The 13623-nt window shown below is 71.8% G+C and carries 9 protein-coding genes and 1 pseudogene; 7 read left to right on the top strand and 3 right to left on the bottom strand.

Annotation, left to right across the window (positions count from 1 at the left end; translation table 11 throughout):
- Complete coding sequence (locus tag QP939_RS06445; protein ID WP_331662790.1) at positions 1-615, top strand: VOC family protein; 615 nt, start codon at positions 1-3, stop codon at positions 613-615.
- Positions 616-618: 3 nt separating this feature from the next.
- On the opposite strand, the gene QP939_RS06440 is transcribed toward QP939_RS06445, so the two are convergent.
- Positions 619-2340, bottom strand: coding sequence for an NAD+ synthase (locus QP939_RS06440; RefSeq protein WP_285455637.1), 1722 nt, complete (start codon positions 2338-2340; stop codon positions 619-621).
- Between the two features lie 110 nt (positions 2341-2450).
- On the opposite strand from QP939_RS06440, the gene QP939_RS06435 reads away from it, so the two are divergent.
- On the top strand, positions 2451-2906 hold the full coding sequence (locus QP939_RS06435) for a hypothetical protein (RefSeq protein WP_285455636.1): 456 nt from the start codon (positions 2451-2453) through the stop codon (positions 2904-2906).
- 66 nt (positions 2907-2972) lie between these two features.
- On the opposite strand, the gene secA2 is transcribed toward QP939_RS06435, so the two are convergent.
- Positions 2973-5312 carry an accessory Sec system translocase SecA2 gene (gene secA2 / locus QP939_RS06430; RefSeq protein WP_285455634.1) on the bottom strand — a complete coding sequence of 780 codons (2340 nt, stop codon included), beginning with the start codon at positions 5310-5312 and terminating at the stop codon, positions 2973-2975.
- Positions 5313-5467: 155 nt separating this feature from the next.
- Between secA2 and QP939_RS06425 the strand changes: the two genes are divergently transcribed.
- Together QP939_RS06425 and QP939_RS06420 are read left to right on the top strand one after the other, a co-directional pair.
- On the top strand, positions 5468-7030 hold the full coding sequence (locus tag QP939_RS06425) for an alpha/beta hydrolase (protein WP_285455633.1): 1563 nt from the start codon (positions 5468-5470) through the stop codon (positions 7028-7030).
- Positions 7015-8490 (top strand): alpha/beta hydrolase, encoded by a 1476-nt coding sequence (locus tag QP939_RS06420; RefSeq protein ID WP_285455632.1) that lies wholly within the window; start codon positions 7015-7017, stop codon positions 8488-8490. The genes QP939_RS06425 and QP939_RS06420 overlap by 16 nt, the downstream gene beginning before the upstream one ends.
- On the opposite strand, the gene QP939_RS06415 is transcribed toward QP939_RS06420, so the two are convergent.
- Positions 8487-9149: an LppX_LprAFG lipoprotein gene (locus QP939_RS06415; protein WP_285455631.1), complete on the bottom strand. Its 663-nt coding sequence runs from the start codon at positions 9147-9149 to the stop codon at positions 8487-8489. The genes QP939_RS06420 and QP939_RS06415 overlap by 4 nt on opposite strands.
- A gap of 87 nt (positions 9150-9236) precedes the next feature.
- Between QP939_RS06415 and QP939_RS06410 the strand changes: the two genes are divergently transcribed.
- The 3 genes and pseudogenes from QP939_RS06410 (at position 9237) to QP939_RS06400 (ending at position 13497) form a co-directional block, all read left to right on the top strand.
- On the top strand, positions 9237-10517 hold the full coding sequence (locus QP939_RS06410) for an MFS transporter (protein ID WP_285455630.1): 1281 nt from the start codon (positions 9237-9239) through the stop codon (positions 10515-10517).
- Between the two features lie 61 nt (positions 10518-10578).
- A pseudogene (gene glnA / locus QP939_RS06405) lies at positions 10579-11923 on the top strand (type I glutamate--ammonia ligase).
- Positions 11923-13497 carry an amidase gene (locus QP939_RS06400; protein WP_285455629.1) on the top strand — a complete coding sequence of 525 codons (1575 nt, stop codon included), beginning with the start codon at positions 11923-11925 and terminating at the stop codon, positions 13495-13497. Before glnA ends, QP939_RS06400 begins: the two are co-directional and overlap by 1 nt.
- Positions 13498-13623 lie beyond the last annotated feature (126 nt).

Below are 13623 nucleotides of genomic sequence, written 5' to 3'. Positions count from 1 at the left end.
GTGCTCGACCACCTCGTCTACGCCGGACCGGACCTCGCCGAGGCCGTCGCCCGCGTCACCGAACTCACCGGCGTCACGCCCGCGCCCGGCGGCAGTCACGCCGGCTGGGGCACCGCCAACCACCTCGCCGACCTCGGCGCCGGCATGTACCTGGAGGTGATCGGCCCGGACCCGGCCCAGCCGGAACCGGAGGCGCCCCGGCCGTTCGGCATCGACGAGCTGACCGAGCCCGCGCTGGTCGCGTGGGCGGTCCGCACGACCGACATCGACGCGACGATCGCCGCGGCCCGCGCCCACGGCTTCGACCCGGGCGACGCGCAGGAGATGTCCCGCCGAACAGCCGACGGCGAAGTGCTGCGCTGGCGCCTGACGCCGCCGGGCACCCCGGGCACGCTCCGGCCGTTCCTGATCGACTGGGGCACGACGCCGCACCCGACGACGCGCGGCCTGCCGTCGTTGCCGCTGCTGATGGTCACCGGCACCCACCCGGACCCGGACTCGGTGCTCGCGGTGACCGACGCGCTCGGCCTGGAGCTGCTGGTCCGCCGCGCCGACCGGCCGAGCCTGGTGGCGGCCCTGCGCACCCCGCAAGGCCGCCAGGTCGCGCTGAGCTGAGGCTTAGGCCTTGCCCTCGCGCCAGGCGTTGGTGATCGGCAGCCGCCGGTCGCGGCCGAAGGCCTTGAACGTGATCTTCGTGCCCGGCGGGTACTGGCGCCGCTTGTACTCGGCCTTGTCGACCATCCGCACCACGCGGTCGATGGTCTCGGGGTCGAACCCGGCGGAGACCAGGTCCGCGTAGCCGCGGTCGCCCTCGACGTAGTCGTCGAGGATGTCGTCGAGCAGCGCGTAGTCCGGCAGGGAGTCGGAGTCCATCTGGCCCGGTCGCAGCTCGGCCGACGGCGGCTTCGAGATCGAGTTCTCCGGGATCGGCGGCGTCTCGCCGCGCTTGGCCGCCTCGGCGTTGCGCCAGCGCGCGAGCTGCCAGACGTGGGTCTTGAAGACGTCCTTGATCGGGGCGAACGCGCCGACGGCGTCGCCGTAGATCGTCGAATACCCGACGGCCAGCTCGGTCTTGTTGCCGGTGGCCAGCACGAGGCGACCGTCCAAGTTGGACAGTGCCATCAGGAGCATCCCGCGCGTGCGCGCCTGGATGTTCTCCTCGGCCAGGCCGGTCAGCGACAGCTGGTCGACGTAGACGCGCACCATGTCCTCGACCGGCTCGACCCGGTAGTGCGCGCCGATCCGCCGCGCGAGGTCGGCGGCGTCGTCCTTGGAGTGGCCGGACGAGTACTTCGACGGCATCGAGACGCCGTAGACGTTGTCGCCGCCCAAGGCGTCCGCGGCCAGCGCCGCGCAGACCGCCGAGTCGATGCCGCCGGAGAACCCGAACGTCACCGACGAGAAGCCGTTCTTGTGCACGTAGTCGCGCAGCCCGACGACGAGCGCGTGCCACACCTCGGCCTCGTCCGAGAGCGGCTCGCTGATCACCGGCTCGGCCGTCGGCTCGTACGCGGGCAGCGGGTCGGAGCTCAGGACGCGGCGCCGGACGTGCAGGCCTTCGAGCTCGCCGTCGCCGGCGTGCCCGCCCGCGGTGAGGTCCATGTCCAGCACGAGCAGGTGCTCGACGAACTGCGGCGCGCGCGCCACGACCGAACCGTCCGCGGCGACGACGAGCGAGTCGCCGTCGAACACGAGGTCGTCCTGGCCACCGACCTGGTTGGTGTAGACCAGCGGGGCGCCGGCTTCGGCGGCGCGGCGCGCGATGAGCGGCAGCCGCTGCTCGTCCTTCGACCGCTCGTACGGCGACGCGTTCGGCGCGACGACGAGGTCGACGCCCGCGCGGCCCAGCGCCGAGATCGGCCCGCCGTCCTGCCAGATGTCCTCGCAGATGACCATGCCGATGTCGAGCCCGTGGAACCGGACGACGTCGAGCTCGGTGCCCGGCTTGAACCAGCGGTGCTCGTCGAAGACGCCGTAGTTCGGCAGGTGGTGCTTGAACTGCCGCGCGACGACCTCGCCGCGGTAGAGCGCCGCCGCCGCGTCGCGCGGGCCGGCCTCGTCGAGGTCGAGGTAGCCGATGTAGGTGAGGACTTCGCCGCAGCCGGCCTCGTCGAGACGGCGCGCCAGCGACTCGACGCCTTGGCGGGAGGCCTCGGCGAAGGTGCGGCGCAGGGAGAGGTCCTCGACGGGGTAGCCGGTCAGGGACATCTCGGGGAAGACGACCACGTGGGCGCCGGCTTCGGCGGCGCGGCGGGTCCAGTCGACGTGCAGGTCGGCGTTGCCGTCGAGGTCGCCGACGGTGGGGTTGACCTGGGCGAGCGCGATGCGCAGTTGCGGCATGCCGCCATTCTGTCCCACGGCCACCCGGGAGGCCGAGCGAATGTGGGCGAAACGCCACGTCGGGTACGGATCGCCGGGTACCTTGCGGCTGACCGCCACGAGGGAGAGCCATGACGTACCCGACGAAGAAGGGCAACGGCCTGCTCGTCGGCCTGCTCGCCGGGGGCGGCGGCCTGCTGCTGGTCGTGGTCTTCCTGGTGACCGGGTTCCTCGCGCCGGGCTTCCTGGTCTCCGACGCCGAACCGAAGGCACCGGTCAGCCCGCCGCTCGACCTGAACGCGGGGAGCATCGCCGCCGGGAAGTTCATCCTGGCCGTCCTCGGCGACGACGAAGAGCAGGCGCGCGAGGCCGCCTGCCCGTCGACGGTGGGAACCATCGCCGAATCCGCGAAGCTGCTCGGCAGCGAGAACGCGCATTTGACCGCCGGCACGCCGGTGCAGACGGGCCCGAACGAAATGCGCGTCCCGCTCGAAGGCAACGTCGGCAGCAGGTCGGTCGAGGGCGCGCTCCGGGTGCGGCGCAGCGAAGGGGACTACTGCATCTCCGGCGTCACGACGCCGCACTGACCCGGGGCCGGTACCGGTCGTGAGTGTTTAGGGCGGTTCTAACCGCCCTAAACACTCACGACAGCGTTACTTGCGCCGGATCATGCTCCGGACCTTCTTGACCGTCTGCTCGAAGTCGGAGTCGAACGGGTTGTCGTGCACCAGGTAGGTCCACGTCGTGTTCGCCCGCCGGACGCCGGCGTCGCCGAGGTCGATGCCCTCGTCGGTCAGCTCGGCCTCTTCGAGGGTCTTCGCCGCCCGCGAGTCGGCCTCGCCGATGATCTTGTGGAACTCCGGGATCGCCGCGCGGTGGAACTCGTCGAGCGGCGTCTCGCGCGCCAGCGCCCGCAGGTGGATGCTCTCGCGGACGTCGGTCAGGTACGCCAGGTGGTCCGACCAGAGCTGGTCGATGTGGAACAGCAGCACCTCGCGGCACATCTGCTCCAGCTTCTCCTGGTCGTCGAGCTTCTCCTTCAGCTCGCCGAACTTCTCCGGGTGCGCCTTCTCCAGCACCTCCGCCGCGTACGCGGTGCGGAGCACCTTGTCGCGGTGGGCCAGCAGGTCGCCGCGCTGCCGCTCGATGAGCCGCGTGTAGCGCCAGGTGTTGCGGTGGATTTCGAGGTCGACGCCCTCGGCGACGCGCTGGGCGTGGTTGAGCTGCCGCAGCGCCGCCGGGTCGGTGATCTCGCCGGTCTCCTCGTCGTCGGTGATGCCTTCGGGGATGTCCGGCGCGTTCGACAGCACGAGCTCGTCGTTCAGGCTGGCGAAGAAGATCGCGCTGCCCGGGTCGCCCTGGCGGCCGGAGCGGCCGCGCAGCTGCCCGTCGAGGCGGCTCGACGGGTACCGCGCGGTGCCGATGACGTGCAGCCCACCCAGTTCGACGACCTCTTCGCGGGTGGCGCCGTCGGTGCCGCCCAGCCGGATGTCGGTACCGCGGCCCGCCATCTGCGTGGACACGGTGACCGCGCCCTTCTTGCCCGCTTCGGCGATGATCGCGGCCTCTTCGGCGTCGTTGCGCGCGTTGAGCACGACGCACTCGAGGTCGACCTTCGCGAGCTTTTCGGCCAGCTCCTCGGACTCGGCGACGTCCTGGGTGCCGACGAGGATCGGCCGCCCGGTCTCGTGCACCGTGCGGATCTCCTCCTCGATCGCCCGCAGCTTCTGCGACGGTGACGCGAAGATCCGGTCGGGGAGGTCCTCGCGGATGTTCGGGGTGTTCGGCGGGATGACCGCGACTTCCAGCTTGTAGAACTCGCGCAGCTGCTCGGCGACGGCGACCGCGGTGCCGGTCATGCCCGCGACCTCGGGGTAGCGCGCGAGCAGCGCCTGGACGGTGATCGAGTCGAGGATCTCGCCGCGGTCGGTCGCGGTGACCTGCTCCTTCGCCTCGACGGCGGCCTGGAGGCCGTCCGGCCAGCGCTGCAGCTCGGCGACGCGGCCGCGGGCGGCGTTGATGAGCTGCACCTTGCCGTCGCGGACCAGGTAGTCGACGTCGCGGGTGAGCAGCGCGTGGGCGTGCAGGGCGACGTTGACGGCGGCGAGCCGGTCGGAGGCCTGCTCGTTGAACAGGTCGTCGATCTCCAGGCCGAGCGACTTCGCGACGACGGACGAGCCGGCGTCGGTCAGCCACGCGTTGCGGCCCTCGCTGTCGGTCTCGTAGTGCAGGTTGAGCCGCAGCCGCCGGACGACCTTGGCGACCTCTTCGTCGGCGTCGGTGTGGTCGATCGAGCCGGCCATCACCAGCGGCACGCGGGCCTCGTCGACCAGCACCGAGTCCGCTTCGTCGACGATCGCGACCTCGGGGGCGGGCTGCACGAGGTCCTCGACCTTCGTGACCAGCCGGTCGCGCAGCACGTCGAAGCCGATTTCCGCGACGGCGCCGTAGGTGACGTCCTTCGCGTAGGCCTCCTTGCGCTCCTCCTTCGTGTGCGCCGGCTCGACCCAGCCGACCGACACGCCGAGCAGCGCGTACACCGGGCCCATCCACTCGGCGTCGCGGCGGGCCAGGTAGTCGTTGACGGTGACGACGTGAACGCGCTTTCCGCGGATCGCGTACCCGGCCGCGGCCAGCGCGCCGGCCAGGGTCTTGCCCTCACCGGTCTCCATCTGCACGACGTGCTTGGTGAGCAGGCCCATGGTGCCCAGCACCTGCACGTCGAAGGCGCGCTCGCCCAGCGCCCGCCGGGCGGCCTCGCGGCCCAGCGCGCACACCTCGACCAGGTGGTCGTCGCCGAACGCGGTGTCCTTCAGCGTCTCGCGGAGCTTGCCCGCCCGCTCGGTCAGCTCCTCGTCGGAGAGCTTCTCGAGCTCGGGTTCGAGCTTCTCGACTGCGGGCAGCAGTGCTTCGTAGCGGGTCAGCTCGACGCTGCCCGGCCGCTGGATGATCCGGCGGAGCTTCTTGCCCACCCGGCTGATCAGTGCTGCCACCCCTGGTCTCCCGTTCTCTCTCGCTCGACCGGCCTCCACCACCCAACGCGACGGTGGTGCGTTCGAGTTCCACGGCCGGATGGGACGATCCAACCGTGTTCCCTCATCCCAGCGCCAGGTCCGGACGTCGCCGGATCACCGCATTCGCGACATCCGTGCTGATCGCGGCCTCGCTGACCGCCTGCACGGCGGGCCGCGACACGACGCCGCCCGCGCCGACGACCGAGTCGCACCCGCCGTCCGGGCCGGTGCCCGCCGGGCTGGAGCGCTTCTACGGCCAGAGCCTGACCTGGGCCGACTGCGCACCTTACGCGACATCGGAAGACGCGAGGTCGGCGTTCCAGGCGAAGGACATCCAGTGCGCCCGCCTGACCGTGCCGCTGGACTACGCCAAGCCGGCCGGGGACACGATCACGCTGGGCCTGCTCCGGCACAAGGCCACCGACAGCGGGTCGCGGATCGGGTCGCTGGTGGTCAACCCGGGTGGTCCCGGCGCGTCGGGCATGGTCGCGGCCGCCGGGCTGATCAAGCCCGCGACCAGCACCGGCCTGGCCAAGCGCTTCGACCTGGTCGGGTTCGACCCGCGGGGGATCGGGGCGAGCCAGCCCGCCATCCACTGCATGACCGACGCCGAGCGCGACGCCGACCGCGCCGACGACAGCGAGACCGACGGCTCGCCCGCGGGCGTCCTCAAGCAGGAATCGCAGGAGAAGGACTTCGCCGCGAAGTGCGCCGAGCGCACCGAGGACGGCACCGGGATGCTCGCCAACGTCGGCACCCGCGACGTCGCGAAGGACCTGGACGTCCTTCGCTCGGTCCTCGGCGACGAAAAGCTCACCTATCTGGGCTATTCCTACGGCACCCGGATCGGGTCGACCTACGCCGAGGCGTTCCCGAAGAACGTGCGGGCGATGATCCTCGACGGCGCGGTCGACCCGGAGCAGGACGCCGTCGAGTCGCTGGTCGCGCAGGGCCAGGGCTTCGGCACGGCGTTCACGCAGTTCGCGAAGTGGTGCGCCGCCCAGCAGGATTGCGCGCTCGGCCCGGACGCGGGCGGCGCGGTCAAGGCGTTCCAGGACCTGGTCCGGCCGCTGATCGACTTCCCGGTGCCGGTCGGCGACGGCCGCAAGCTCTCCTACGAGGACGCGACCACCGGCGTCATCCAGGCCCTCTACCAGGAGAGTCTCTGGGACACGCTGAACTCGGGCCTCAACGAGCTGAAGCAGCAGCGCGGCGCGACGCTGGAGAAGCTCGCCGACATCTACAACGAGCGCGACTCGACCGGCCGCTACGGCACCACGCAGGACGCGTTCACCGCGGTCCGCTGCGTCGACGACCCGCGCGTCACGGACCCGGCCGTCATCCTCAAGGCCCAGGAGGAGTACGTGCGGGTGGCGCCGTTCCTCGACGACGGCCGCCCGGCCAGCGCGGCCCGCGACGCGTGCGCGTTCTGGCCGGTCCCGAACACCTCCGAGCCGCACGTGCCGAACGTCGAGGGCCTGGCGAAGACGCTGGTCATCTCGACGACGAACGACCCGGCGACGCCGTACCAGGCCGGGGTCAACCTCGCGAAGGGCCTGAAGGGCGGCCTGCTCACCTTCGAGGGCACCCAGCACACGGTGTTCCTGCAGGGCGTGAAGTGCGTGGACGACGCGGGCGTGGCCTACCTCGTGGACGGCACGGTGCCGCCGGACGGGACCCGGTGCTCCGGGCAGTAGGTGCCGCCGCGCTGGCGGTGCTGCTGGCGGCGTGCACGGGTGCTCCGGCACCCGCGCCGCCCGACCTGCGGAAGTTCACCGCGCAGAAGCTGACGTGGAGTCCGTGCGGTGACGGGCTGGACTGCGCGCACCTGACCGTGCCGCTGGACTACGCCGCGCCGGACGGCAAGACCGTCACGGTCGGCCTGCTGCGGCACAAGGAGGCGAAGCAGCGGATCGGCTCGCTCGTCGTCGACCCGGGCGGGCCGGGAGCGTCGGGAACGGCCTTGGCCGCGTCGCTGGCCAAGTCGCCCGCCGCCGCGCCCCTGCGGGACCGGTTCGACCTGGTCGGATTCGACCCGCGCGGCGTCGGCACCAGCGAGCCGCGGATCACCTGCCGCTCCGACGCCGAGCTGGACGCGGACCGCGCGACCGACACCGAAAGCGACATGTCGCCCGAAGGTGTGAAAAAGCAGCTCGCCGAGACGACCGCGTACGGCGCGAAGTGCGTCGAAGCGACGAAGTACGGCAAAGAGTTCCTCGCGAACGTCGGCACCCGAGACGTCGTACGCGACCTCGACGTCCTTCGCGCCGCACTCGGCGACGAGAAGCTGACGTACCTCGGCTATTCGTACGGCACGCAGATCGGCGCGGCCTACGCCGAGGCGTACCCGCGCAACGTCCGCGCGATGGTGCTCGACGGGGCGATCGATCCGGCCCAGGGCCTGGTCGAGTCGCTGGTCACGCAGGCCGCGGGCTTCCAGGACGCGCTGGACGAGTTCGGGAAGTGGTGCGCGGCTCGCGGCGACTGCGCGCTCGGCCGAGACCCGGCCCGCACGACCGACGCCTTCCAGCGGCTCGCGCGTCCGCTGATCGCGAAGCCCGCGCCCGCCGGGGCCCGGCACCTGTCCTTCGAAGACGCGGTCACCGGCACGTTCGGCGGCCTCTACTCCCGCGGCGACTGGACCGCGCTGAACAACGCGCTCGCCCAGCTCGCCGAGGGCAACGGCCGGACGCTGCTGGCCTTCGCCGACGACTACTACCAGCGCGACCCCGACGGCCACTACAGCGGCGCGATCGACGCGTACTTCGCCGTCCGCTGCGTCGACCACGCCCGCGTCACCGACCGGGCCGAGATCGACCGCGCGCACGAGAAGATGGTGGCCGGGGCGCCGTTCCTGGCCGGGGGCACGCCCGACACGAGCGAGCTGGACATCTGCTCGACCTGGCCGGTCGCGCCGACGTCGGCCGAGCACGCGCCGCACGCGCCCGGGCTGCCGAAGCCGCTGGTCGTCTCGACCACGCACGACCCGGCGACGCCGTACCAGCAGGGCGTCGACCTCGCGAAGGACCTCGGCGGCCACCTGCTGACCTACGAAGGCGTGCAGCACACGGTCTTCTTGCAGGGCAACGCGTGCGTCGACCGGGCGGGCGTCGCGTACCTCCTCGACGGGACACTGCCCGCGACGGCCCGCTGCTAGCCGAGGTCGACCGGCTCGTTCTGCCTGGTCAGCGACAGTTCGATCATCACCGGGCTGAGGTGGTCGCCCGCCGGGGGCACCTGCACCCACAGGCGCGCGAACCGCCGCGGCCCGTCGTCGGAGACCCACACCTTGACGTTGAGGTCCGCGGTGATCTGCGGCAGCACGCCGTGCGCGACCGCGGCGGGCACCCGGCCGCCGACGCGCAGGGCGGCGGCGCCGTCGACGTTCTCCCGGCCTTCGGTCTTCGCGTCCGTGACGCCGTCGAGGAGCCGCTTGAGCCCGGCGGACGGGCCGAGGAACGCGCCGACGTCGTACATCGCCGGGACCCGCCCGCGCGCGACGTCAGGGTCGGTGGTGACTTCGCCGTTCCGGACGGTGAAGCGGAACTTCGTGTGGCCCTCGCCGTCCTGGACGTCGGCCGTGCCGGTCGCCGCCCCGCCGCCGTCGAGGGTGGCGTCGCCTTCGATCTGGCGCAGCGGGAAGCCCGGAAGCACGCCGTTGACCCCGGCCGCGAAGTGCGCGCTGCGCACCGAGGCGAAGGACGTCGCGGCGTCGCGGACCAGGTCGGCGCCCGCCGGGAACGGCCCGCGCGTGTCGGGCGAACCGGTGCACCCCGCGGTCAGGAACAACACGAGCGCGAGGACGATGCGGGGCATTCCCAGAGCCTAGCCGTGGCCCGATCCTTGCGGATGATGTCCTTCAGGCCACTTTCGACGCCTCGCGCGCGCGGTGAAACTGCTCAGGTGACTGTTGAGACCCGCCCTGCCCCGAAGCTGCACCGCGCCTGGCTGATCGCCGGTGCCGCCTTCGTCGCGTTGCTCGCCTCCGCCGGTTTCCGCGCCGCCCCCGGCGTCCTCATCGACCCGCTGCACGAGGAGTTCGGCTGGTCACGCGCGACCATCAGCTCCGCTGTCTCGGTCAACCTCGTGCTCTACGGCCTCTTCGCGCCCTTCGCGGCCGCGTTGATGGAACGCTTCGGCATCCGCCGCGTCTCGGCGACCGCGTTGTTCGTCATCGCCCTCGGTGCGGCCGGCACGGTGTTCATGACCGCGAGCTGGCAGCTCGTGCTGTGCTGGGGCGTGCTGGTCGGCGCGGGCACCGGCTCGATGGCGATGAGCTTCGCGGCAACGGTCGCCACCCGGTGGTTCGTCCGCAGCCGCGGTGTCGTCACCGGCGTCCTGACCGCGGCGGGCGCCACCGGCCAGCTGATCTTCCTGCCGTTGATCGCGAACCTGGCCGTGGACTCGGGCTGGCGGACGGCATCGCTGGTGATCGCGATCGCCGCGCTGGCCGTGGTCCCGGTGGTCCTGCTGGTGATCCGCGACCACCCCGCCGACGTCGGCACGACGGCCTACGGCGCCCCCGCGGACGCCGAGGTCGCCCGCCCGGCCTCGAAGACCGGGTCGGCCCGCCGCGCCCTTTCGGTGCTCGGCCAGGCCGCGCGGACCCGGACGTTCTGGCTGCTCGCGGTCGGCTTCGCGATCTGCGGCGCGACGACCAACGGCCTGGTCGGCACCCACTTCGTCCCGGCCGCGCACGACCACGGCATGCCGCAGACGACCGCGGCGAGCCTGCTGGCGCTGGTCGGCGTGTTCGACGTCGTCGGCACGATCTTCTCCGGCTGGCTCACCGACCGCGTCGACCCGCGGATCCTGCTTGGCATCTACTACGCCCTGCGCGGGCTGTCCCTGGCGCTGCTGCCGCAGCTGTTCACCGACTCGGTGCAGCCGAGCATGTGGGCGTTCATCCTGTTCTACGGCCTCGACTGGGTGGCCACGGTCCCGCCGACGGTCGCGCTCTGCGTCCGCGCGTTCGGCGACGCCGGCCCGATCGTGTTCGGCTGGGTCTTCGCCTGCCACCAGCTCGGCGCCGCGTTCGCCGCCTCGGCCGCCGGACTGGTCCGCGACCAGCTCGGGAACTACAGCCTGGCCTGGTATTCCGCGGCCGTCTTGGCGGTCATCGCGTCGGCCGCGTCACTGGCGATCAGGCGGGCGAAGAAGCCCGTTCCGGTGCTCGCGAGCTGACTTCGCCGCACTCGGCGCGTCGCGAAACATGCCGTTAACACGCTGTGGTTAGGGTGCGGCCATGGATCGCCAGCAGGAATTCGTGCTCCGCACGCTCGAGGAGCGCGACATCCGTTTCGTCCGTCTCTGGTTCACCGATGTGCTGGGGTTCCTCAAGTCCGTCGCGGTCGCGCCGGCGGCAGCTCGAAGGCGCTTTCAACGACGGGATCGGCTTCGACGGCTCGGCCATCGAGGGCTTCGCGCGCGTCTACGAATCGGACATGGTCGCCAAGCCCGACCCCGCCACGTTCCAGGTCCTGCCGTGGGAAACCCCCGACGGCGGCCCGTACTCGGCCCGCATGTTCTGCGACATCGCGATGCCGGACGGCTCGCCGTCGTGGGCCGACCCGCGGCACGTCCTGCGCCGCCAGCTGTCGAAGGCGGCCGAAGCGGGCTTCACCTGCTACGTGCACCCCGAGATCGAGTTCTTCCTGCTCTCGACCATGCCCGACGACGGCAGCGAGCCGGAGCCCGCGGACAACGGCGGCTACTTCGACCAGGCCAGCCACGCCACAGCGACGCACTTCCGCCGCCACGCCATCGAGACCCTCGAGGCGATGGGCATTTCCGTCGAGTTCAGCCACCACGAAGGGGCACCGGGGCAGCAGGAGATCGACCTCCGTTACGCCGATGCGCTGACGATGGCCGACAACGTGATGACGTTCCGCTACGTCGTCAAGGAGGTCGCGCTGACCCAGGGCGTGCGCGCGACGTTCATGCCCAAGCCGTTCACCGACCAGCCGGGTTCGGGCATGCACACGCACGTCAGCCTGTTCGAAGGCGACCGCAACGCCTTCTACGACGCCGAGGACCCGCACGAGCTGTCGGAGACCGGCAAGGCGTTCGTCGCCGGCGTCTTGCACCACGCCAAGGAGATCTCCGCGGTCACCAACCAGTGGGTGAACTCCTACAAGCGCCTGATCAGCGGCAGTGAGGCGCCGACGACGGTCTCGTGGGGCCGGGCGAACCGCTCCGCGCTCGTCCGCGTCCCGATGTATTCACCCGGAAAGGCGTCATCCCGGCGGGTGGAGATCCGTACCCTGGACTCGGCGTGCAACCCGTACCTGGCGTACTCGGTCATCCTGGCCGCCGGGCTCAAGGGGATCGAGAAGGGCTACGAGCTGCCGCCACCCGCCGAGGACAACATCTGGCAGCTGAGCGACTCCGAGCGGCGCGCCGCCGGGTACGCCCAGCTACCGCAGAACCTGGGGGAGGCGCTGGCCGAGATGGAGAAGTCCGAGCTCCTGCCGGAAGCACTCGGCGAGCACGTCTACGACTTCTTCCTGCGGAACAAGCGCGTGGAGTGGGACAACTACCGCAGCGCGGTCACCCCGTACGAACTCCGCACCCTGCTGCCGGTGCTCTGATGGGGCGGCGGCCGGTGTTCCTCGCGATCCTGGCCGCCGCGCTCGTGCTCGTCCCCGCGGCGCCCGCCACGGCCTCGCCCGCCACGGCCTCGCCCTCGACGCGCTTCGACCTCGACTCGGCCGACATCCCGGCGCTGCAGGCGCGGATGGCGTCCGGACGGCTCACCGCCGTCGAGCTGACCGGCCGGTACCTCGACCGGATTCACCGGATCGACGGAAAGGTCAACGCGGTCCTCGCGCTCAACCCGGCCGCGCTCGGCCAGGCCGCCGAGAGCGACGCCCGGCGTCGCGCGCACCGCCTGCGCGGACCCCTCGACGGCATCCCGGTGCTGGTCAAGGACAACGTCGACACGCGGGACCAGTGGACGACAGCCGGATCGCGGGCTCTGCGCAGCTACCCGGCGAAGGACGCGACGCTGATCACCCGGTTGCGCGACGCGGGTGCGGTGATCCTCGGCAAGGCGAACCTGTCAGAGTGGGCGAACTTCCGCGCCGCGAAGCCGACGTCCGGCTGGTCCGGCGTCGGCGGGCAGACGAACAACCCGTACGTGCTGGACCGCAACCCGTGCGGGTCGTCCGCCGGATCCGCGGCCGGCGTCGCCGCGTCGCTGGCCCAGGTCGCGGTCGGGTCGGAGACCGACGGCTCGATCGTCTGCCCCGCCGGGATGACGGCCACGGTCGGCCACAAACCGAGCCTCGGCCTGGTCAGCCGCACCGGCGTGGTGCCGATCTCCGCCGAGCAGGACACCGCGGGCCCGATCGCCCGCAACGTCGTCGACGTCGCGCTGACGCTGTCGGTCCTGCAAGGGCGCGACCCGACGGACCCGGCCACGTCGACGTACCCCCGCAGCCAGCCGAAGGACTACGCGAAGCTCCTGCGCCCGGGTGTTCTGCGCGGCGCGCGGATCGGCCTGTGGCGGCTGCCGGTGCTCGGCCCGGCGACGGACGCGGTCCTGACGTCCGCGCGGAACGCCCTGGTCAAGGCCGGGGCGACGGTCGTCGAGGTGACCCCGCCGTACCAGGACCGGCTGGTGGAGCTGGAGTTCCCGGCGCTGCTCACGGAGTTCCACCGCGACATCGACGCCTACCTCGCGACCCGCCCGGCGGGCCCGCGGAACCTGGCCGAGCTGATCGCCTACAACCGGGCCGACCCGCTGGAGCAGACCTGCTTCGTCGGGCAGGAGCTGTTCGAGCAGGCCCTGGTCGCGCCCGGCCCGACCGATCCCGCGTACCTCGCGATGCGCGCGGAGCTGTCGGACCTCGCCCGCCGGTCCCTCGACGAAACGCTGGCGAAGTACCACCTGGACGCGATCGCGTCGCCGACCAACCCGCCGGCCTGGAAGACCGACTGCGCGGTGGGCGACAACGACGTGATCCCGTCGTCGACGCCGGCCGCGGTCGCGGGCTACCCGGACGTGACGGTGCCCGCCGGGTTCGCCGGCCCGCTCCCGGTGGGGATCTCGTTCATGGGTGCGCGGTGGTCCGACGCCCGGATGCTGGCGCTCGCCGCGGACTTCGAACGCGTGGCTCCGGCGCGCGTTCCGCCGAGGTACCTGCCGACGTTGCCGTCGTAGCGCCCGTGTGCACGCTCTGACCTGCGGCAATGGCGTTAAGTGACCCCCCTGTTCTGGGGTGGTTCCGGGGCATGTAATCTTCTCTTCGTCGCCAGGAACACCGGGTCGCCCCGGGGCCGCAAGCCC

The organism is Amycolatopsis nalaikhensis, assembly GCF_030264295.1.
Taxonomy (GTDB): domain Bacteria; phylum Actinomycetota; class Actinomycetes; order Mycobacteriales; family Pseudonocardiaceae; genus Amycolatopsis; species Amycolatopsis nalaikhensis.
The sequence above is the reverse complement of the archived record's forward strand: the minus strand, read 5'-3'. Positions and strand labels throughout refer to the sequence as shown.

Coding starts and splice junctions, on each gene's coding strand:
- QP939_RS06435 (WP_285455636.1), top strand. CDS start 2,451: ATGACGTACCCGACGAAGAAGGGCAACGGCCTGCTCGTCGGCCTGCTC.
- QP939_RS06440 (WP_285455637.1), bottom strand. CDS start 2,340: ATGCCGCAACTGCGCATCGCGCTCGCCCAGGTCAACCCCACCGTCGGC.
- QP939_RS06400 (WP_285455629.1), top strand. CDS start 11,923: ATGGGGCGGCGGCCGGTGTTCCTCGCGATCCTGGCCGCCGCGCTCGTG.
- QP939_RS06415 (WP_285455631.1), bottom strand. CDS start 9,149: ATGCCCCGCATCGTCCTCGCGCTCGTGTTGTTCCTGACCGCGGGGTGC.